Source organism: Filimonas effusa, from assembly GCF_004118675.1.
GTDB classification, from domain to species: Bacteria; Bacteroidota; Bacteroidia; order Chitinophagales; family Chitinophagaceae; genus Filimonas; species Filimonas effusa.
The window spans coordinates 280,368-301,432 of record NZ_SDHZ01000001.1 but is presented as its reverse complement, the minus strand read 5'-3'; the positions used below and the strand labels follow the sequence as shown (position 1 = coordinate 301,432).

Here is a 21,065-nt window from a genome sequence, read left to right as displayed (position 1 = left end):
CGGCTCTGTAAAGCGTACAAAATCCGCAGGAGCGCCCTGTTTTAGATGAGGCAGACCTGCGGATTTAAGTCATTCAGGCACCATTAGAACATAAAATATTAATAATCAATACTTTACTAATAAGCCCTTGCGAATAATACGCGTTGAGCGGATGGTTTACCTGTAAGGATACAAACGCCTTCTTCGGCTTTGTTATCCAGCGGGATACAGCGAATAGTAGCTTTGGAGAGTTCCTTGATCTTATCTTCTGTTTCGCCGGTGCCATCCCAATGTGCTGCCACGAAGCCGGTTTTATTTTCGAGTATGTCCATGAATTCCTCCCAGGTATCTGCGGGGGTAATATGTTCGTTCCTGAATTGTAATGCCCTGTTATAGATGTTCGACTGGATATCGTTCAGCAGGTTGGAGATCTGTTGAGCGAGGCCGTCGAGGCTATAGGCTTTCTTTTCTTTGGTATCGCGGCGGGCCACTTCGGCGACATTGTTTTCGAGGTCGCGGGCGCCGAGGGCGATACGAACGGGAACGCCTTTCATTTCATATTCAGCGAATTTCCATCCGGGGCGGGCGTTTTCGCTGTCGTCGTATTTAACGGAGATACCCAATGCTTTAAGGGCGGGGACGATCTCGCCTTTTACTTTGGCATCGATCTGTGCTTTTTGTTCTTCTCCTTTGTAGATAGGCACGATCACGACCTGTATTGGAGCGATGCGTGGCGGTAAAACCAGGCCTTCGTCGTCGCTGTGGGCCATGATGAGGGCGCCGATAAGGCGTGTGCTTACGCCCCAGCTGGTAGCCCAAACGTAGTCGAGTTTATTTTCCCTGTCGCTGAACTTCACGTCGAATGCTTTAGCGAAGTTTTGGCCGAGGAAGTGGGAAGTACCTGCCTGGAGGGCTTTACCATCTTGCATGAGGGCTTCGATGCAATAGGTGTCTTCGGCACCTGCGAAACGTTCGTTGGGTGTTTTTACGCCTTTGACCACGGGGAGTGCCATCCAGTTTTCAACGAAGTTGGCGTATACGTCGAGCATCTGCGTTGTTTCTGTGATCGCTTCTTCTTTTGTAGCGTGTGCGGTATGGCCTTCCTGCCAGAGGAATTCGGCAGTGCGGAGGAAGAGGCGTGTACGCATTTCCCAGCGTACCACGTTCGCCCACTGGTTTACGAGGATGGGGAGATCGCGGTAGCTTTGGATCCAGCCTTTATAGGTGTTCCAGATGATGGCTTCACTTGTGGGGCGCACTACCAGTTCTTCCTCGAGTTTTGCTTCGGGGTCGACGATAAGTTTGCCGGGGTTATTGGGATCGGTTTTAAGGCGATAGTGGGTTACTACTGCGCATTCTTTGGCGAAGCCTTCGGCGTTTTTTTCTTCGGCTTCGAAGAGGCTTTTGGGTACGAAAAGCGGGAAATAGGCGTTTACGTGTCCTGTTTCCTTGAACATTTTGTCGAGCACGTCGCGCATATTTTCCCAAAGGGTATAGCCATAGGGTTTAATGACCATACAACCGCGAACGGCGCTATGATCGGCCAGGCCGCTTTTAACGACGAGGTCGTTATACCATTTAGAGTAGTCTTCTGCTCTTGAAGTAATTTCTTTACTCATAGTGTGATCAAATCTTATCAAAAGTAAAAGCGGGGACCTATAGGAAAGGGATCATCCGGTTTTTCTTTTTTGAGTGTTGATTTTTTGTTTTTGCGTTATTTTGTCTGCGAGTTACCGAGTTCTATCTGCCGCTCCGCGCATTTAGTCTACTTTTAACAAAAAAGGCCGGAAATTTGCTACAAAACTTAGGTAAATTACAGAATGGGGCAAATGTAGGAACTTAGATTGTAAACCGTTCTAAACGCAGGAACTATGAAAAAGAAATTTTTATACTTGTGGGCAGTTGCAGTGGTAGTGCTTGGGGGGTGTACGGGGGCTTATAAGTCGTCGCAAACGCCTGATGATGTGTACTATTCTCCTACCAAAGGCGGGATAGGCGCTGCCGGAGAGTATGATGATTATGCGGCGAGTTCGGATGACCGTTACCTGCGTATGAAGGTAAGAGATCATTACCGCTGGTCGGGGCTGGATGATTATGCTTACTGGAATGACAGCCGTTATTTTTTCAATGATTACGGTTATGGTGCGGGCAGTTTCTACAATCCTGGTTTCTACAATGGCGGGTTTTACAACAACCACTGGGTAAATAATTACTATGGTGCGTTTGGGTATGGTAATCCTTATTATTACAATCCTTATGCGGGCTGGTATGGTTTCTACGGTTCGAACTGGAACAGCTGGTATAATCCTTACTATACTGTTATTTACTACAAGAATCCTGAAACACACAGAACGCTGAGCCAGGGTAGTAACCTATCGGCTTATGGCAACCGGAACTACAATAACAGCAACCAGTTATATCGTCCGGCAGCGAAGGGCTCTTCTTCGAACTATAACAACTCCAATAATTTCGGCGGATTGGTGCGCAAAGCATTTTCCGGCAGCAACAATAGCAACAACAGCGGTAATTCTTCCGGCAACTGGCAGCAGAGCAATCCTTCGCGTACATTTAGTCCCGGCAGTCCTGCTCCGAGCAGCAGTGCGGGCGGACGGAGCGGTGGTTATAACAGTTCCAACGGCAGCAGCGGAGCGCGGCCTTCCAGGAATTAGTACCTAAAAAACACAAGATGAAGAGAAAATCTACCAGGTCCTGTCTTTTACTAATAGGAGCGATTGCCGCCATGCCATGTTTAAAGGCACAAACACCTGATGATGCACTTCGTGCGGGATGGTTTGTTCCGGGAGGCAGTGCACGTAATATGGCTGTTGGCGGGGCTATGGGATCACTGGGCGGCGATATTACCGCTACGCATGTAAACCCGGCTGGTCTGGGTTTCTATAAAACGCGGGAGATAGTTTTAAGCCCGGGTTTTATATTCAACAGCAACAAAGGAGATTTCAGGGACAGCAGTATGAAGGGGCCTTCCAAATCGGCTTTTGCCTATGGGCCTATCGGCATTGTTTTGGGTTCCGGTAAAACGCGCAGGAGCAACTGGAGCAGTTCGGCATTTGCTTTATCGGTTAGCCAGTTAGCGAGTTATAACAACCGGGTTTCCTACAGTGGATATAACAACATGACCTCTTTCAGCGAGCAGTACCTTGAAGAATTAAAATACGATAATGCCGATACTATAGCAGCCTATAACAACTATGTCAACGGCGCTTCATTGGCCTATGCTACCTACCTGATCAATCATAAGTTTGATGGGAACGGTAATTTTGATGGATATCAATCTGCGGTATATGTAAACCCGATAACCAATGTGGGTGTTTTCCAGGATTATACGGCTAACACCTGGGGTGGTATGCATGAGGTATCGCTGGGTTTAGGCGGTGGTATAGAGGACCGGTTATATTTTGGCGGCAGTTTGAATGTTCCTATTCAAAAGTATCATCGCGAGATCACTTACCGTGAGACAGATGCAACAGGAAATAACAATAACGACTTTGGTTATTTTGAATACCAGGAGCGTTTTAATTCCAGTGGAGTAGGTTTAAATGCCAAGCTGGGTTTCATTTACAAACCTAAAGAGTTTATCAGGATCGGTATGGCTTTTCATACCCCTTCGGTGATGTCGATAAAAGATGAGTTGAGCGCATCTATTACTACCAATACCGAGAATTTATTTCCCGGCAATCCTGTTGCAACAGCTACCACTGAAGGGCTGAACAACGGCCGTAAGGTTACCCGTAATTATGGCCAGGTAACTCCTTACCGTGTTATTGCAAGTGGTAGTTATGTATTCCGTGAAGTAGAAAATACGCAGCGTCAGCGGGCTTTTGTTACTGCTGATATCGAGTTCATCAATCACCGTGGTTCCCGTTTCTTTGCTTCGGAAGATGACGCTGAATATAGCGGTGCAAAGGAATATTACCGCATGGCGAATGATGCTATCAAAGACTACCTGAAAGGAGCATTCAATTTCCGTTTAGGTGGTGAATTAAAGTTTGATCCCTGGATGTTCCGTTTGGGAGGCGCTTATTATGGCAGCCCCTACAAAGACAAGGAATTAAAAGCACACCGTATTATGGCTAGTGGTGGTATTGGCTACAGAAATCATGGAATTTTCATAGATTTGACGTACGCACATACTTTCAATAAAGATGTTAACTTCCCTTACAGGCTTAACGATAAGCCCAATACGTTTGCTAAGGTGAATAATAACAGAGGAAACCTGATACTAACGGTAGGATTTAAAATCTGATGAGCGGAATTAACCAGACAATCTAAACATACCTGCTTGGCGCCTGTAGCAATACAGGCGTTTTTTATTGAGTAGCGTGGAGACATGCCTTCCACGAGTTAAAACTGGTGCGATGATTGCAGTTTACAGGTCCTACAATTCAATACTATGTCAGACAATATGTATTACACCAAATCAGATGACCAGGGCATCATCGATGCTTCAGAAAAAGCGCGTGAGACATTCAAATATATGTGGCGTGAATTAAGCTGGGAGGCGCGCAGGATCGTTCCTGCATTAGACCTGGCCTGTGTGAAAGTTGCTTTTGCGCAGCAAATGGAAGATAGCGATGAACCCGTTGTTGAACATATGTGGATCAACGATGTGTATTTCGATGGAGAGCAGATTGGCGGCATTCTTATCAACGATCCTGAAACACTTACCAATATTGATAACGGCGATGCAGTACAGGTGCCTTTGTCGCAGGTAAGCGACTGGCTTCTTTCGAGCCGTGGTAAAACCTATGGCGGCTTCACCATTCACCAGATGCGCTCCGAGATGCGTTCTGAAGAAAGGGAAGCACATGACGAAGCATGGGGCTTGACTTTGGCGACTATAACAATATAGAAGTTGTTTACCAGCAAACGGAACATCCTGAAAACCTGACAGAACATCCTATGAGCATCAATATGCGGGAGCGCTTTCGTGAGTTTCTGCAGCAATATCCTGCCGAGATATCACAGGCTGATAATGAAGGATTTACTTTACTGCACCGGGAAACGATAGCAGGCAACAGGACTTCTATCGAAATATTACTGGAAAAAGGAGCAGATAAGGGCCTGAAAACACATAATGGGAAAACGGCGTTGGATTATGCGCGCCAATTGAATTGGACGCATATCATTCCGTTATTGGAGGCTTAGTAACTAAACTTTAGTCAAGAAAAATGTTTGAACAGTTCCGAAACAGATATCCCATTGACGACGATAAATGGGCAGACTTCGTAAGCTGCTTTCAACTTATTAAAGTTCCAGCTAAAACAATACTGCTAACAGAAGGAGAAATATCCAAGCGCATGTTTTTAATTGAATCAGGCTGTATTCGTGTCTGGTTCAATCATAACGGCAAGGACATTACTACGCAATTCTTCTTTGAAAACAATATGGTTGGCTCTATCGAGAGCTTCAGGAAAAACATTCCCAGTCCTGTAAGTATTGAAACGATTGAACCCAGTGTTATCTGGCGGGCATCGAAAAAGGATTTGAACAGGTTAGTTGAAGAGATAAAAGAGATACCGGCATTACGGGACAGGTTTATCGATGCAATATTCGACAGGACCTATGACTATATGAAGTTATTTATTTCCACCATCAAAGACACGCCGCAGCAGCGCTATCTAGCCCTGATACAAGAGCGTCCCGAGATCGTCCGGCGCATACCTCAACATTATATCGCTTCTTACCTTGGTATTACGACTGTTCATTTAAGCCGCATTAAAAGCAAACTGGCAAAAGGCATTTAATAACAAATGTTATTGCCGGCAGGCATGGGCCATCGATACCTTTGCATGGTATCAATCATTATCATTCAAAGCATGTACACATGAAAGCAGCTGTCGTTTTTCAGAGAGGGGAAAGACCTAAATATATAACAGATTATCCCACTCCGGTTGCCACCGGGCAGGATGAAATTACCCTATCGGTAAAAGCAGCCGCCATTAAAAACCTGGACAAATCGCGGGCAAGCGGCCAACATTACTCTACCCAGGGCCGGCCTGCGCAGGCAACAATACCGGGTGGCGATGGCGTAGGTTTGCTACCAGACGGGAGCCGGGTTTATGCTTTAGGCATAACGGGTATGTTAGCCGAAAAAGCAGTAGTTAATAAAAGCAGGACCATCCCCTTACCTGCTGACATTGACAATATCACAGCCGCGGCCTTACCCAACGCTGTTGCAGGATCGGCTATGGCGCTTAGGTTTAGTGCCCAAATGGAGGCGGGCGCAATCATTCTTATCAATGGAGCAACGGGATTTACCGGCAGCATAGCGGTTCAAATCGCTAAATATTATGGAGCAGGCCGGGTGATCGTTACAGGCAGAAATAAACAGTCATTGGAAATGTTAACCGCCATAGGCGCGGATGAATACATTGTCATAGGCGATGACGAAGCTTTTTCTGCCCGGTTAAAAGAGATTCACCAGCATTCTCCTATAGATATCGTATTGGATTATTTATGGGGAAACACAGCAGTGCTCATCCTAGAAGCACTGAAAGGCACAGGCCACTTTACCCATAAAACCCGGTTTGTTTCCATTGGCTCAATGACCGGCGAAACCATTGAACTATCGTCGCAAATACTCAGGAGTGTTAACCTGCAACTATCCGGATCAGGCCTGGGAAGCTGGACAAAAGAAGAAGTGAATCAACTACTAACACATATCATTCCCGAAATGTTTGAGCTGGCGGCAGCGAAAAGGTTACAGGTAAATACTACCTGTATAACGCTTGAAAATATAGAGCAGGCATGGGATACAGAAATAGCGAGCGGACAAAGACTGGTGGTAACGATATAACTATCATCCAGTGATTATTAGCGCCAGCCGCCTGTTTGAGCGGAGATGTACTGCATGATTTCATTTACCTGGGCGGGCTGAAACCATTGTATGGCGGGATCGCGTTTAAACCAGGTGAGCTGGCGTTTGGCATAGTGGCGGGTGTTTTGTTTCAACATATCAATGGCTTGCTCAAGGGTGTATTCTCCATTAAAAAAGTTAAAGAATTCACGGTAGCCAACGGTTTGCAGTGCATTAAGGTGCTGCAAAGGCTGAAGAGCACGCGCTTCTTCGAGCAAACCTTCCTGCATCATGATATCTACACGGGCGTTGATACGATCGTATAATAACGGACGATCGAGCTCGAGGCCTATTTTGATGATCTTAAACGGGCGTTGGGTTTTATGGGCTATGCGAAACGCTTCGATAGACTGCCCAGTAGCATACCATACTTCCAGGGCGCGCATAAGACGCTGCGGGTTTTGTTGTTCGGCAACAGCCCAGAAGGCCGGATCTTTTTCCTGTATTTCCTGTTGCAACCATTGCAGTCCTTTTTCTTCAAAGGCTGTCGTTACCTTTTGGCGAATATCTTCGGGAACGTCGGGGATGTTATCAAGACCTTCGCAAAAGGCTTTAATGTAGAGGCCTGTTCCCCCCACCATTACTGCGCAGTTATTGTGCTTGCTGAAGATATCGTTTGTTGCCTTCAGGGCGTACTGTTCAAAGACCACGGCATTAACGTTATCGTGAACGCTATGCGAGTCGATGAAATAATGCTGCACCTGCTGCAATTCCGTGGCGGAAGGCTTGGCTACGCCAATGCCCAGTTCCCCAAAACACTGACGGGAGTCGGCAGAGATAATAGCCGTATCAAGGCGTTTAGCGATTTCTATTGCCAGCGCCGTTTTTCCTACCGCTGTAGGTCCTGCTATTATGATGATGTAAGGAGTCAATAAATTGCGATATTATGCTGTGTTAACAGCAGCGCTATCACGGGTTTGTACCCCTATAACAGCGCCGCCGTTCATATGTTGCTCTTAGCGCTCCGGTCTATAGAAGCGTAAGTTTATTATGTATGACCATGCAGTGATAACCGGGCTAACTACGTATTGCCGCAGCTACTATCTTGGTAGTACGTAGTTGCTTACATCTTCCAGGGTGATGGTTTTGCCTGATAAGATGATGAGTCGTTCTACCACGTTGCGCAGTTCGCGGATGTTGCCGGACCAGTTATGTTTCTGGAGGGCATCCATGGCTTTTTTATCGATAGCCTTTTTTGCCTGACCGTATTCTGCGGCGATATCGCCCAGGAATTTATTCACCAGTAAGGGAATGTCTTCGCGCCTGTCGTTTAAGGAAGGGACGTGGATGAGGATTACACCGAGACGGTGGTATAAGTCGAGGCGGAAGTTTTTAGCTTCTACTTCTTTGAGCAGATCTTTGTTGGTAGCGGCCACCACGCGGACGTCGACGCTAATTTCCTTGTCGCCACCTACGCGGGTGATCTTGCCTTCCTGGAGGGCTCGTAACACTTTGGCTTGTGCGCTGAGGCTCATGTCGCCTACTTCATCGAGGAAGAGCGTGCCGCCGCTGGCCTGTTCGAACTTGCCGATCCTTTGTTTGATAGCGGAAGTGAAGGAGCCTTTTTCGTGGCCGAACAGTTCGCTTTCAATAAGCTCTGAGGGGATCGCTGCGCAGTTGACTTCTACCAGTTGGCCGGAGGCGCGGTTGCTTTTTTCGTGGATCCAGCGGGCCACCAGTTCTTTACCTACGCCATTTTCGCCGGTAACCAGTACGCGGGCATCGGTAGCAGCCACTTTTTCGATGGTATCTTTGATGCGGGCGATGCCGTCGCTGTCGCCGATCATTTCCTGCACTTTACCCACTTTACGTTTGAGCACGCGGGTTTCCTTACTCAGCGAATTCTTATCTGTAGCATTACGGATAGTGATCAGCATTCTATTCAGATCCGGCGGTTTGGAAATATAGTCGTAAGCGCCTTTTTTAACGGCATCTACGGCCGTTTCGATGGTACCGTGACCACTGATCATGATAACAGGTACATCGGGGTTGGCTTCGGTGGCTTTCGCCAGGAATTCGAGGCCATCCATTTTAGGCATTTTGATATCGCACAATACCACGTCGAAGGTCTGGGCGCTGAATAGTTTCAACCCTTCTTCCCCATCGGAGGCTTCGGTAACCTTAAAGCCTTCAAAGGAAAGGATTTCGTTAAGGGTTTTCCGGATGGCCTTTTCATCATCTATAATCAGGATACTTGACATGTTCTGTTTGTTCATTTGAGGTGCTAAAATAGACGAAAATTTGATTAGAATACATTAGTGACTGAGTGCCAGAGCCTTGGCCCTATTTTAAGGGGGTTAGAGGTCGAGCATGATACCGCCGGAGGCATTCCGGAGCGGTGCCGGGTTAAAGAATCTGTTTCCCATTGCATTCAGGTCATTTCCGAGGCTATATTTTTCGTTGAGGAGGTTATCGGCGGCGGCAAAAACTTCAGCGCGCAGTTTACCCAGACGGCAGGACCATGCTACCCGGGCCTGGAGTAAATGATAGGCTTTTGCTTTTACTGTGGCAGCATCGTTGAGCGTAATGGAAGAAGTATTATTCAATAATACCGACAGTTTCCATCCTTGTGGCAATACACAGTCGAGGCCGGAGACATTTACGGAGCGGGGCACACCTGTGACAGCATTACCGGAAAAGTCGGTATCATCGACCTTGTAACCTGAGAAGCGGTAAGGCTGGTAGCTAAAGCTGTGAAATGCGGACAGAAAGGGCGTCAACTGTGCCTGGATATAACATTCCAGTCCTTTTTGAACGGTGCCGCCGGCGTTAACGAAGAATTCGGCTCCTGCGGTATTGGTACGACGGACGATGGCGTCTTTAAGGCGGAAATCGTAAATGCCAATATCGAAGCGCAGCCTGTTTTGCCAGAGATGCCCTTTAATGCCTGCTTCATAGTTCCAGCCCTGCTCCGCCTGCAGGTTGCCGTAGTAATTGCCGTCGGAGGGTCTGATCTCGGCCAGTGAGGGTGGCGAGAAGCCTTTGGCGGCAACAAGATAAGCCGCCACGGTGGGAGCCAGCTGGTATAAGATGCTTATCCTGGGCGCCAATACGGCGTCAAGTTCCTTTTGCTGTTGCGGATCGCCGTCGGAAATGCGCTGGTAGCGGTATTTCATAAGGTTGTGGCTCAGCCCCGCCTGGAATAACCAGCGGCTGATACGGAGATCGGTTTGCAGAAAAGCAAAAGCCTGTGTAGCCCGGAGACGATCTTTAAACTGCATGGTATCTTTCACTCCTGCCCTGTTGCCATAGTTGTCAACAGAAGAGCGGTTATGCATCCATTCTACTCCTGCAACGGCATTCCACTGGACAAGGCGTTGCTGTTGGTGGAAGCGAAAAGAAGTGCGTCCGCCGTAGTTCCATTCATCCCGTTGTTCATAATTGGTGATGAATGGGTTTTGAAAACCAGTATGATTCACAGTTACAACGGTGCTGTTCTGCCAGTTATCACTGAGATCGGAGACCAGGTTAAGTCCGCCGAAAGCAGTTTTATTAAAAATAGCGGTGTGCTGATCCACTGCCCCCGGCAAGGAAGCAGTAGGCTGCCGTGCCAGTTTAGGGTCCTGGTTCATTTGAGCCGCGGTGATGCCACCGGGAGTTTGATAGTAGAGATCGGTATAAAATGCGAGCGCTGAGAGTTGTTGTCTTTTATTGAGGCGTATTTTCCCCGAAAGCTGGGCGGCATCTTTACGCATTGCGGACTGTTGGCGGAAGCCATCGCTCTGCTGGTGTAACTGGCGCAGCTGGAAGCTGGCGGATGAATCGTCATAGCTATAGGCGGCCTGCTGGCGGAACATCCCATATGCGCCTCCTGACAGCGCCAGCTGTGCTTTATGGCCGGGTACCGGTGCGGCAGCGGCGGGACTGTGCAACAAGAGAGAGCCACCCGTATTAGCTCCATAAATGCTGGCGGCGGGGCCTTTTATGATCTCGGCAGATTGCAGGAGATTATAGTCGAGCAGGTTAAAATAACTATTACCACCGGCATCCGTCAAAGGAATACCATCGAAATAGATCTTGACATTCCTGATACCGAAGGGGGAGCGCAGCAGACTACCTCTTACAGAAAGGCGGTAACTGCCTGGAGAGCGTTCTTCCATACGAACGCCTGAAACAGTATTCAATACGGGTACCAGCGACTGGTATCCAAAGTTGCGGAGGTTTTGCTGTGATATAATGGCGATGGCGGCTGGTGTAGAGAGCCAGCGGGTTTGCAGGTTAAAAGCAGTAACAGTGACAGAATCGGGATCACCGGCTGCATCAAGCGTATCTCTGGCGTTGCCAAGCGACGGAGATTGTGCATGTAGCGTAAATGCACAAATGATGAGGGTAAAAAGGGCAGCTGATTGCTTGATCATAAGTGAATAGATGGTAGAAAAAATCAAGCCGGAGAACAGTTCTCCGGCTTGATTTTTATTTTATTTGAAAGGCCGGTTCGTCAATAGCTTTTTGTGCTCTTCCCACGACCTGTCAGCTACTTTCTATTTCTTAGTGTACATCACTTCTTTCACCAGTTTCACTGTACGTGGAACGTCGGGCAGGTAAGCTGCCACGAGGTTTGGCGCATAGTGCATGGGAGCGTCGGCGCAAGTGATACGACGGATAGGCGCATCAAGATAGTCGAAGGCTTCTTTCTGGATACGGTAAGTGATCTCAGAGCTTACAGAAGCAAACGGCCATTGTTCTTCAACGATTACAAGGCGGTTTGTTTTCTTCACGCTTTCGAGGATGGTGTACCAGTCGAGTGGGCGGATGGTACGCAGGTCGATCACTTCGGCGCTGATACCTTCTTTTTCAAGTTCAGCAGCAGCAGCGAGGGCCACTTTCATCATTTTATTGTAGGAAACGATGGTAACGTCTTTACCTGCTCTTTTGATATCGGCTTTACCTAATTCGATATAATATTCTTCTTCAGGCACTTCGCTTTTGTCGCCGTACATCACTTCACTTTCCATGAAGATAACGGGATCTTCTTCGTAGCGGATCGCCTGTTTCATCAAGCCTTTTGCGTCGTAACCGTTAGAAGGAGATACCACTTTGAGGCCTGGGATATTGGCATAGTAGCTTTCGAAGGCGGTAGAGTGCTGTGCACCCAACTGGCCGGCGCTACCGTTAGGTCCGCGGAAAACGATGGGGCAGCTTAACTGACCACCACTCATTGCCAGCATTTTAGAAGCTGTATTGAGGATCTGGTCGAGGGCCAGTACTGCGAAGTTAAAGGTCATGAATTCTACTATCGGACGCAAGCCATTTTGAGCGGCACCCACGCCAATGGCGGCGAAGCCCAGTTCGGCAATCGGGGTATCGATGATACGTTTGGGTCCAAATTCGGCCAGCATGCCCTGGCTTACTTTATAAGCACCATTGTATTCAGCCACTTCTTCACCCATCAGGAATACGCGTTCGTCCCTTCTCATTTCCTCATTCATGGCTTCACGCAAAGCCTCACGAAAAGCAATTTGTCGCATAGTAAATTAGATCGATTGTTTAAAAGCCTTAAAAAAGCACCGCAAAAATATAAGTTTCTCCCTTACAAAAGCCAATAGTCTGTGCCAAATACAAAAGAAAACCCCGGTGTATGGCACCGGGGTTTAAACTTACCAACATCGTTATGTTAGAAAACGTTATATCCAAGGCTTACGTAATATAAGCCGCCGACATACGGATTTCCGAATGCGCTGCGATAATAACTATTGGTAATATTGGTTCCACCGATCTTGATCATGGATTTTACAGATGGTATTTTATAGCTCACCTGCGCATCGAGCGTGGTATAGGAGGGAATTTCTCCTGTGCCGAACGTTCCTTGCCAATTGATCTTACCCTGCCATTTGAGGATGACATTAAAGCCAAAGTTCTTATACGCGTTTTCGTTACCCAGGCCAAGGTTGTATCTTATTTCCGGTGTATTATAGAAAGCGATCACACCTGCCGGCACATTGGAGAGTTTATCGCTGTAAACGTTACCGGTAACGATGTAATCTTTATATGCTTTGTATACCAATCCCAGTCCCCATCCGTAAGATTTCACCGGTTGATTTACGTTGTAGACAAATGAATAATTGGTAGTAGTAAGCGGGTTAGCCAGTTCGCGGAGGTATACCTGTGGCGTGGTACTTTCGCTCATCCCCCTTCCTACTGCCACACGTGCGATAAAGTCTTTATAGCGGCTATAGTAACCGTAAGCGTCTATCATGAGTTTTTTACCGATCACGCTGCGGTAGCCCAATTCAAAAGACTGCATGCTTTCGGGGCGAACAGGTTCAAACTGTCCTACTTTCAGCAGAGCGGGGTTTGTGGCACCTGCTGCGATAGATGCCCTGTAGGCAATGATACTTTCGATGGTATATGCCGGACTCGTATTGAAGCGGAAGAAAGTGTTGAACTGTGGTAATCCGCCAATTAAACGGGCTGCGGGTGTATTGAGGTTGATGTATTGATCCTGTGTGGAAGGGAAACGGTAAGCCGTTTGGTAAGAAAGCCTGATATTATTATCGCGTGCCACTTTCACCAGGGCAGTAAAGCGTGGGGTAAACCTGGCTTTAAAATTTTCGTTCTTATCGTAACGCACGGAGCCGGACAGTTTCAGGACATCGTTCAGTAATTGTTTCTGCAATTGCAAATAAGCGCCATATTCTTTGATATGAATGATACCTGCGGTATCGGCAAAGATGGTGCCTTTGGAATTGAGTGCATATTGTTTGAAGCTGGCGCCTACCAGTACTTCCATAAACCTGACCTGTTCGGAAAGATTGTATTGCGCTTCGGCCTGGTACAATGCAGAACGATCGGAGAAACGGGCTCCGTTTTTACTGATAGGAATATTGATCACACTATCGAATGCTTTTCTGAATTCAGGCGTTCCGGGCAGGTAGCGACCTTGCTCTGCGGTGCCTCTTGCAGCGGCATGCGCCTGGGCATCGGGCAAAGCAGTACCGAAAGCAGTAGGCAGGATACCCAAACGTCCTGCGCCATATACGCCGGTGTACTGCTGGAACCAGGTGGCGTTGTTTTTCCATGCGTTGTTTACTGCCACTGCTGCGGTATTGGCGGTATAGGAATCGCCGGAGTTTTCCTGGGTGGTATAAGCTCTGAAGAACCAGTTGTTGGCTTTCAGTTCCAGTTTATACTGTCCCATCTGAAGATTTTTCAAGGAAAACCTGTCGGCGCCAGTGTAAACAGTTGTTCCCATTCCCCAATAGCCGGAGAGAGCGGCTTCAATACCTGGCGTCAATTTATAATGCAGTGCGGCAGAGAGTTTGAGGTTATAGGCGTTATAGTCGACCAGGTCTTTTTCATCGTATCCTGTACGGCTTACGCTCTGAGAGCCGAAGGTGCCTGCATAGGGATTATTGGGTGCGGAACTTAAAGGGATGAGAAACGGGACGTACTGGCTCATTTCGGCATTATTGGCAAAGGTTGCCGCTATTTGCTGGGGTGTAGCGCCAGCAGCCACCATGGCGTCGATGGTGGCAATGGTGGCGGGGCCAGTGGGCCTGGTTTGCGCCTGAGCTTTTGCCGCCTGGGCAAAAGCCTGCATGGTAGTGCTGGCTTCATCGCCGAAGACGTTTACGCCATCGTAGTTATTATCGGTTTGCCTGTCGCCTGGTTTGGGATTGCTCAGGATATTATTACGCTGCAGGTTACTTCTGTCATTGGCCTGCCAATCGTCGGCCCTGATATACTGTCCCCCTATTTTAAATGCCAGTTTATCGGACACTTTCTGCGCCCAGCGGAAGCTGATATCGTGATAGGCTGTAGGTTTTTTAGCGGGGTTGCCCAGGTGCATCATACCTGTTTTCACCTGCGCGCTGACGCCCTGGTATTTGAAAGGGTTCTTGCTATTGATGAGCAGCGTGCCGCTCATACCGCCGGGGCCGTAGAGGGCTGAAGAGGCGCCGGGCAGGAGTTCCATATTATCTACGTCGAGTTCGGTAAGGCCGATAACGCTGCCTACCGGGAAGTTAAGGCCTGGGGCCTGGTTATCCATACCATCGACCAGTTGGTTAAGGCGGAGGTTACCGCTGCCGTTAAAGCCGCGTGTACTGATGCTTTTAAACATGAGGCTGGAGGTGATAACGTCGACACCTTTCAGGTTGGCGAGGCCATCGTAATAAGATGGCGCCGGTGCGTTAAGGATGTTGGCTGTGCTGATCCTTTCGACAGATACGGGAGATTCAAGAAGCCTTTCGGAAGTTCGTGTAGCCGCCACTACAATTTCTTCACCGAGTACATAGCCCGGTTCAAGGCTTACGGAAAGCGGCTGTGTTATGGATGACACCATTACTTCCTTTGAGGCAAATCCAACGGAGCTGAACACCAATGTCATTGGCAATACATGGGATACCTGGAAGCGGAAGAATCCCCTGGCATCGGTGTAAGAAACTTCTTCGGCGCCGATCACGGCAATGGATACGGCTGGGATGGGTTCACCTGACTTACTGTTATTCACAGTGCCTGAAACGGTGGTACGTTGCTGGGCGAAAAGCGGGCCAGCGGTATAAGCAAGCATGAATAGGGATACGAAGAAAGTACGTATATGTATTCTCATATAGCAGTAACTTGGGCGTTTAATTTAGTAAATTACCTATTTATCGGGAATAAGCGGCGAAAATAGATATTGTTCACATGTGTGCGAATTAAATCTCGAAAGTTGCGGGCATGGTAATGGTAATTTAACCAGGAGGATTAATTTTGCGCATGGCAAATTTTCAATTCCCACAGCAAACCGCATTTTACAAGGGCAAGGTCAGAGATGTTTATACGATCCAGAATGACTGGCTGGTAATGGTAGCCAGCGATCGCATCTCGGCTTTTGACGTTATACTTCCCCGGCCCATTCCTTATAAAGGTCAAGTATTAAACCAGGTAGCGGCTTATATGCTGCAGGCAACAAAGGATATCTGTCCGAACTGGCTAGTGAGCACCCCGGCCCCCAATACAGCTATTGGGAAGAAGTGTGAACCATTCAAGATTGAGATGGTAGTACGTGGCAACCTTACGGGTCATGCCTGGAGGACCTACAGCAGCGGAAAGCGGGTGTTGTGTGGTGTTGAGATGCCTGAGGGATTAAAGGAAAATGACTTCTTCCCTACCCCGATCATCACACCTTCAACGAAAGCAGCTGAGGGGCACGATGAAGATATATCGAAAGAGGAGATCGTAGCGCAAGGGCTTGCCACTGCCGAAGAGTGGGAAGTGCTTTCACGTTATACGCTGGCGTTGTTTGAGCGTGGCAAGGAGATAGCTGCCAAGCGTGGGCTGATACTGGTTGATACCAAGTATGAGTTTGGCAAGTTAAACGGCGAGATCGTACTGATGGACGAGATACATACGCCTGATTCTTCCCGTTATTTTTATGCTGAAGGTTTTGAGGAACGCCAGGCAACAGGCGAAAGGCAAAAACAGCTGAGCAAGGAGTTTGTAAGGGAGTGGCTGATCGCGAATAATTTCATGGGAAAAGAAGGGCAAACCGTTCCCGAGATGAGCGATGAATGGATACAAACCATCAGCCAGCGTTATATAGAGTTATACGAGCAGGTAACAGGTACTGCTTTTCAGCCACAGGATGTGAGTGACGAGCAGGTATTTGAAGCTACAGTAAAAGCATTAGAGGAGATTGCAGGCAGTTGGGTGTAGTTTATACACCCAGCACCTCGCTGCTCCAGGCATTGACCTGTTGTGCCAATTGTTTATCTGAAGCAAGTGATTGTCCGTAAGAGGGGATCATTTGTTTCAGTTTATGCTGCCATTCAGGTGTATTGATCTTATCTTTAAAACAACGCTGCAGCAGGTCGAGCATGATAGATACTGCGGTAGAAGCCCCGGGTGATGCGCCCAGTAATGCGGCAATGCTGCCATCGGCAGCCGATACCACTTCGGTACCAAATTCCAATACCCCTCCACCGTTCTTTGTATCTTTTTTGATCACCTGAACGCGCTGGCCTGCGATTTCTAGTTTCCAATCGGCCATTGTTGCTTCGGGATAGTATTCTTTCAGCGCTTTGAGCCTGTCTTCCGAGGACTGCATTACCTGTTCTATGAGGTATTTGGTGAGCGGGATATTACGCAGGCCTGCGGAGATCATCACGGCCACGTTACCGGTTTTAATAGAAAGCGGCAGATCCCAGAAGGAGCCATTTTTCAGGAATTTGGTAGAGAAGCCTGCGTAGGGTCCGAAAAGCAAAGCTTTTTTACCATCGATCATGCGTGTATCGAGGTGTGGTACCGACATAGGCGGTGCGCCTACAGAAGCTTTTCCGTAAACCTTAGCCTGATGCTGTTCTATGATGGCAGGGTTGGTGCATTTCAGCCATTGACCGCTAACGGGGAATCCGCCGAAACCTCTTCCTTCAGGGATATCTGCTTTTTCGAGCAGTGGTAACGATCCGCCTCCGGCACCTATGAAAACAAACTTTGCTTTAACCGTTTTGGTGTCTCCCCCTATTTTATCTTTTATTTTCAGTTCCCATCCGCCGGACTTAGCGCGTTTCAGGTTACGCACATCGTGATTAAAGTGCATGTGCACATCGGGCAGGGAAGTAAGCTGGTTAAAGAGGCTGCGGGTGAGGGCTCCGAAGTTGACATCGGTACCTGCTTTCATGCGGGTAGCAGCTACGGGCTGGCCGGGATCGCGGCCTTCCATCACCAAAGGCATCCAAGCAGCCAGTTGGGCGGGATTTTCGGAGTATTCCATACCATCGAACAAATGGCAGGATTGCAGCGCTTCGTAGCGCTTTTTCAGGTATTCCACATTTTTTTGTCCCCAAACGAAGCTGATATGCGGAATGCTGGATACAAAGGGTTCAGAGAGACTAATGTGTTTTTGCTGTACCAGGTAAGCCCAGAATTGCTTGGTCACCTCAAATGATTCAGCGATTTTGACGGCTTTAGAAGTTTCTATAACACCATCCTTTTCAGGCGTGTAGTTGAGTTCACAATAGGCTGTATGGCCTGTGCCGGCATTGTTCCAGGCATCGGAACTTTCTGCGGCAGCAACCTCGAGCCTTTCATAAACTTCTATAGACAAATTGGGTTGCAGTTCTTTCAAGAGTACACCCAAGGTGGCGCTCATGATACCCGCGCCAATCAATACTACGTCCGGCTCCGTTCCAGGAGTAATTTTGCTTTTGCCCATGCTTGATTCCATTCCTGGGCGCAAAATTACACCTAAAACGAAGACGGATAGTATAAATTCTATTTTTTTGCCTCTGTAATAAGGGCTTTAGCCATTCTCACGTAGTCGTCGTTCTTTGCGGCTTCGGAAAGCGCCACAGTTTTCTGAGCGCTTTGCAGTGCTGCTTTCTTGTCGCCCATTTTGAGTTCGATACGTGCTTTCAGCAGCATCATATAGAAAGCCTGGGGATTTTGCTCTAATGCTTTGTTCACCCACAGAAGCGCTTTGGAAAGGTCTTTACCATTCTCGTAGTAGTAAGTAGCTGCGGGGAAATAGGCGGGTTTTTCGGAAGCTACAGACTTTTCGATGCTGGCCATGATACGGCTATCGATGTCGCAGGTAATTTTTACCGGTACAGCTATCGTGCCCCAGGAAAGGAGCATGGTAGCAGATGTTGGCAGTACATTGTCGAAGGCGATGGTAAAAGACTCCGTAAACTGGCCCTTCACGGTTTTTACTTTAAGACGCAGCACTTCGTCTTCTGTTTTGTAATCAGCTACGTTTCCAGCCAGTTTCAGGTCTTTGTAAAGCATGATATCCCAGCTACCGGCATTGGGCACGCTGTACAGTCCGTATGTACCTGCAGCAACCGTTTTTCCTTCCAGTTTCACATCTTCCGTAAAAGTGATTTTAGTGGTAGCATTGGCACCGGTGCGCCATACTTTACCTGCAGGCGCCAGGTCGGTCAGCAATTTCCTTCCTTTCAGCGCAGGGCGGGAATATTCTACGGTAATATCGCCCAGGCCAAAAGCCTGTTTTACTGTTTGAGCGGGACTTGGAGCAGGGATCTTTACCTGTGCTACGGCAACGTTAGCGGCGCATGCCATCATAACGCCAATAGCCAGAGCGTACATTCTTTTCATGGTTGTGTTGATTTTTGCAGCAAAAATAGGTGGGAACTATGTTACACCATCCTTATTTATTCTTTACCGATGACAGCACACCAGCCACCGCCATTGCTCATGTTTGCTTTCAGCCTGGAATTCCGTGATACCTGTAGTGTTGTTATCCTGTAGTCTGCAGCATGCTCTGCTGCATTGATACCATCGGCAAGCACCTGTGCTTTCCAGGAGCCCTCCGGCAGGAAATCCAGCGGGATATCCAGTTCTCTCGCCTCCCAGTTGGTCATAGCCGATACATACCATTTGTCACCATTTTTACGGGCGACAGCTACGTACTCCCCTACTTTGCCGTGTAAGGCAATAGTGGTATCCCAAACAGTAGGAATCTGCGCTATAAAACGGGTGCACTCAGGATCTTTCCTATAATTGGAAGGATTGTCGGCCAGCATTTGCAGCGGGCTTTCATACATGACATACATGGCTACCTGATGGGCACGTGTACCCTGGCTCATGGGTTCCGTAAACGTTATATGAAAATTCTTTTTAGTGGCATTGATCATAGCGCCGGGTGTAAAATCCATGGGGCCTGCCACCATACGCGTAAAGGGGAGTGTAACATCGTGCCCCGGAGTAATATCCTCGCTCCATTTACAGTTTTCCAATCCTCTTACGCCTTCATAGGAAAGGACGTTAGGATATTTACGGTTCAGTCCTACCGGCTTATAAGCACCATGCAAGTCGACCAGTAGTTGCCGTTTAGCTGCGGCTGCGGCCACACGTTCATAGTAGTTCACCATATACTGATCGGCACGGGCCATAAAGTCTACTTTAATACCTTTTACCCCCCATTGCACATAACGGTCGAGGATGGCGTCGAGGTCTTTATCAAGCGGTTCCCAAAGCGCCCACAGAATAACACCTACGTTTTTAGAAGCAGCATAGGCAACCAGTTCCTTTATATCGATCTCTTTGGCAGGCGTCATAATGTCTGTTGTGGTACGAGACCAGCCTTCGTCCAATACAATATATTCCAGGCCATACGTAGAAGCGAAGTCGATATAATACTTATACGTTTCCGTATTCAATCCTGCTTTAAAATCCACGCCATAGATGTTGTTTGCATTCCACCAGTCCCACGCCACCTTACCCGGTTTGATCCATGCGGTATTTGCTAAAACATTGGGGGAAGCCAACTGGAAGGTGAGATTAGATTCGAATATCGTTTTATCATTATTTCCTATTACCAGATAACGCCAGGGCAGGCTACGGGAGCCACTTGTTTTAGCGATATAATCCGCCAGGCGGGTAATTCGTGCCGTACGGTCGCCTGTATGTTTTCTATCCAGGATTACTTTAGGAAAACCTGCGGTGAATGCGTTGCCTCCGGTTCCAAAAACGAAAAGATTGGGATAATCATAAACATCCGATTCGCTTAGCAGTAAACTGGAACCTGCCGGCGTTGCCATGTAAAGCGGCAAGGCAGCATGCTCGGTAGTATTAAACGCATTTATAACAGAGTCTTTGAATAAAGATTCAAAATGAGATTGAAATTCCTTATTCGTTTCGCCAGACCACATTACCCTATTATTCTGCGGAAAGTTAAATTCAGAAATTTCATTTACTACAGCCACCGAATCGCCCAGCGCCATTTCAAAACGATAAGCCACTCCATTATCATACGCCCTGAAAACAACAGCATAATTGCCTTTCATGAAAAGCTTCAATTCGTTGTAGCGATCTGCAATATATTTAGATTTCACAGGAACATCGGCGATAATAGTATGATTCACCGATTGCCTGTCTTCTTTGTTCACCAGAGCATTCTGTCCCAATTTATTATTATGCAACTGAAGCGCAATTACAGAAGGCAACAGAATCGTTTCATTACCGTAACGAACCGACCATTCGAGACTTTTACCTACAGCAACATTAACGGTGATTTTTTTATCCGGGGACTTTAATTCATAGTCTTTTGCAAGTGCCGGCGCTGCCAGCGTGAAAGCGGCAAACAAGGCGCCATATTTTTTCAAGGATATGCATTTCATATCAATCGTTGATTGGTTTATTTATTAAAAGGAAATAGCATAAGTAGTAAAGATAAACGCAATAAGCAGGCTGAGGATCATCTATTTTAGCTGTTTGTCGGCATAAATTAACATTGGCAGAAATGCATTCATTTCCCAAAAAAGTA

At 47.6% G+C, this 21,065-nt stretch carries 16 protein-coding genes; 7 read left to right on the top strand and 9 right to left on the bottom strand.

Translation table 11 applies throughout. The annotated features are described in order from the left end of the window. Positions 1–116: 116 nt before the first annotated feature. Positions 117–1,598, bottom strand: coding sequence for a proline--tRNA ligase (proS, locus tag ESB13_RS01160; RefSeq protein ID WP_129001214.1), 1,482 nt, complete (start codon positions 1,596–1,598; stop codon positions 117–119). A 252-nt stretch (positions 1,599–1,850) separates the two neighbouring features. Here proS and ESB13_RS01155 point away from each other — a divergent pair, with 252 nt between their 5' ends. From ESB13_RS01155 to ESB13_RS01135, 6 genes are all read left to right on the top strand, one after another. Continuing rightward, complete coding sequence (locus ESB13_RS01155; protein WP_129001213.1) at positions 1,851–2,648, top strand: hypothetical protein; 798 nt, start codon at positions 1,851–1,853, stop codon at positions 2,646–2,648. A 17-nt stretch (positions 2,649–2,665) separates the two neighbouring features. Further along, complete coding sequence (locus ESB13_RS01150) at positions 2,666–4,243, top strand: OmpP1/FadL family transporter (RefSeq protein ID WP_129001212.1); 1,578 nt, start codon at positions 2,666–2,668, stop codon at positions 4,241–4,243. A 147-nt stretch (positions 4,244–4,390) separates the two neighbouring features. Next, positions 4,391–4,849 (top strand): DUF2314 domain-containing protein, encoded by a 459-nt coding sequence (locus ESB13_RS23890; RefSeq protein ID WP_220399524.1) that lies wholly within the window; start codon positions 4,391–4,393, stop codon positions 4,847–4,849. After that, positions 4,816–5,145: an ankyrin repeat domain-containing protein gene (locus tag ESB13_RS23885; protein ID WP_220399523.1), complete on the top strand. Its 330-nt coding sequence runs from the start codon at positions 4,816–4,818 to the stop codon at positions 5,143–5,145. Before ESB13_RS23890 ends, ESB13_RS23885 begins: the two co-directional genes overlap by 34 nt. 23 nt (positions 5,146–5,168) lie before the next feature. Next, positions 5,169–5,744 (top strand): Crp/Fnr family transcriptional regulator, encoded by a 576-nt coding sequence (locus tag ESB13_RS01140; RefSeq protein WP_129001211.1) that lies wholly within the window; start codon positions 5,169–5,171, stop codon positions 5,742–5,744. An 80-nt stretch (positions 5,745–5,824) separates the two neighbouring features. After that, entirely contained in the window at positions 5,825–6,796 is a 972-nt protein-coding gene (locus ESB13_RS01135) for a quinone oxidoreductase family protein (protein ID WP_129001210.1), read from the top strand. A 17-nt stretch (positions 6,797–6,813) separates the two neighbouring features. On the opposite strand, the gene miaA is transcribed toward ESB13_RS01135, so the two are convergent. The 5 genes from miaA to ESB13_RS01110 form a co-directional block, all read right to left on the bottom strand. Beyond that, positions 6,814–7,728 (bottom strand): tRNA (adenosine(37)-N6)-dimethylallyltransferase MiaA, encoded by a 915-nt coding sequence (miaA, locus tag ESB13_RS01130; protein WP_129001209.1) that lies wholly within the window; start codon positions 7,726–7,728, stop codon positions 6,814–6,816. A gap of 168 nt (positions 7,729–7,896) precedes the next feature. Further along, complete coding sequence (locus ESB13_RS01125; RefSeq protein WP_129001208.1) at positions 7,897–9,057, bottom strand: sigma-54-dependent transcriptional regulator; 1,161 nt, start codon at positions 9,055–9,057, stop codon at positions 7,897–7,899. Positions 9,058–9,153: 96 nt separating this feature from the next. Further along, entirely contained in the window at positions 9,154–11,214 is a 2,061-nt protein-coding gene (locus ESB13_RS01120; protein ID WP_129001207.1) for a TonB-dependent receptor, read from the bottom strand. A 123-nt stretch (positions 11,215–11,337) separates the two neighbouring features. Continuing rightward, positions 11,338–12,324 (bottom strand): pyruvate dehydrogenase complex E1 component subunit beta, encoded by a 987-nt coding sequence (locus ESB13_RS01115; RefSeq protein ID WP_129001206.1) that lies wholly within the window; start codon positions 12,322–12,324, stop codon positions 11,338–11,340. 146 nt (positions 12,325–12,470) lie between these two features. Then, a complete protein-coding gene (locus ESB13_RS01110; RefSeq protein ID WP_129001205.1) occupies positions 12,471–15,407 on the bottom strand; it encodes a TonB-dependent receptor in 2,937 nt (978 codons plus the stop codon). 149 nt (positions 15,408–15,556) lie between these two features. Here ESB13_RS01110 and ESB13_RS01105 point away from each other — a divergent pair, with 149 nt between their 5' ends. Continuing rightward, entirely contained in the window at positions 15,557–16,495 is a 939-nt protein-coding gene (locus tag ESB13_RS01105) for a phosphoribosylaminoimidazolesuccinocarboxamide synthase (RefSeq protein ID WP_129001204.1), read from the top strand. Position 16,496: 1 nt separating this feature from the next. On the opposite strand, the gene ESB13_RS01100 is transcribed toward ESB13_RS01105, so the two are convergent. The 3 genes from ESB13_RS01100 to ESB13_RS01090 are packed head-to-tail and all read right to left on the bottom strand — an operon-like array spanning position 16,497 to position 20,919. Beyond that, the gene (locus ESB13_RS01100) at positions 16,497–18,005 is read right to left on the bottom strand and encodes a malate:quinone oxidoreductase (protein WP_246022383.1); all 1,509 of its coding nucleotides are present in this window, start codon (positions 18,003–18,005) and stop codon (positions 16,497–16,499) included. A gap of 47 nt (positions 18,006–18,052) precedes the next feature. Further along, entirely contained in the window at positions 18,053–18,895 is an 843-nt protein-coding gene (locus ESB13_RS01095) for a DUF2911 domain-containing protein (protein ID WP_129001203.1), read from the bottom strand. A 56-nt stretch (positions 18,896–18,951) separates the two neighbouring features. Further along, a complete protein-coding gene (locus ESB13_RS01090) occupies positions 18,952–20,919 on the bottom strand; it encodes a glycoside hydrolase family 97 protein (protein WP_129001202.1) in 1,968 nt (655 codons plus the stop codon). Between the last annotated feature and the right edge of the window lie 146 nt (positions 20,920–21,065).

What these genes read in the sequence shown, in the direction of transcription:
- proS (WP_129001214.1), bottom strand. Translation starts at nt 1,598, where the DNA reads ATGAGTAAAGAAATTACTTCAAGAGCAGAAGACTACTCTAAATGGTAT.
- ESB13_RS01155 (WP_129001213.1), top strand. Translation starts at nt 1,851, where the DNA reads ATGAAAAAGAAATTTTTATACTTGTGGGCAGTTGCAGTGGTAGTGCTT.
- ESB13_RS01150 (WP_129001212.1), top strand. Translation starts at nt 2,666, where the DNA reads ATGAAGAGAAAATCTACCAGGTCCTGTCTTTTACTAATAGGAGCGATT.
- ESB13_RS23890 (WP_220399524.1), top strand. Translation starts at nt 4,391, where the DNA reads ATGTCAGACAATATGTATTACACCAAATCAGATGACCAGGGCATCATC.
- ESB13_RS23885 (WP_220399523.1), top strand. Translation starts at nt 4,816, where the DNA reads ATGGGGCTTGACTTTGGCGACTATAACAATATAGAAGTTGTTTACCAG.
- ESB13_RS01140 (WP_129001211.1), top strand. Translation starts at nt 5,169, where the DNA reads ATGTTTGAACAGTTCCGAAACAGATATCCCATTGACGACGATAAATGG.
- ESB13_RS01135 (WP_129001210.1), top strand. Translation starts at nt 5,825, where the DNA reads ATGAAAGCAGCTGTCGTTTTTCAGAGAGGGGAAAGACCTAAATATATA.
- ESB13_RS01125 (WP_129001208.1), bottom strand. Translation starts at nt 9,057, where the DNA reads ATGTCAAGTATCCTGATTATAGATGATGAAAAGGCCATCCGGAAAACC.
- ESB13_RS01120 (WP_129001207.1), bottom strand. Translation starts at nt 11,214, where the DNA reads ATGATCAAGCAATCAGCTGCCCTTTTTACCCTCATCATTTGTGCATTT.
- ESB13_RS01115 (WP_129001206.1), bottom strand. Translation starts at nt 12,324, where the DNA reads ATGCGACAAATTGCTTTTCGTGAGGCTTTGCGTGAAGCCATGAATGAG.
- ESB13_RS01110 (WP_129001205.1), bottom strand. Translation starts at nt 15,407, where the DNA reads ATGAGAATACATATACGTACTTTCTTCGTATCCCTATTCATGCTTGCT.
- ESB13_RS01105 (WP_129001204.1), top strand. Translation starts at nt 15,557, where the DNA reads ATGGCAAATTTTCAATTCCCACAGCAAACCGCATTTTACAAGGGCAAG.
- ESB13_RS01100 (WP_246022383.1), bottom strand. Translation starts at nt 18,005, where the DNA reads ATGGAATCAAGCATGGGCAAAAGCAAAATTACTCCTGGAACGGAGCCG.
- ESB13_RS01095 (WP_129001203.1), bottom strand. Translation starts at nt 18,895, where the DNA reads ATGAAAAGAATGTACGCTCTGGCTATTGGCGTTATGATGGCATGCGCC.
- ESB13_RS01090 (WP_129001202.1), bottom strand. Translation starts at nt 20,919, where the DNA reads ATGAAATGCATATCCTTGAAAAAATATGGCGCCTTGTTTGCCGCTTTC.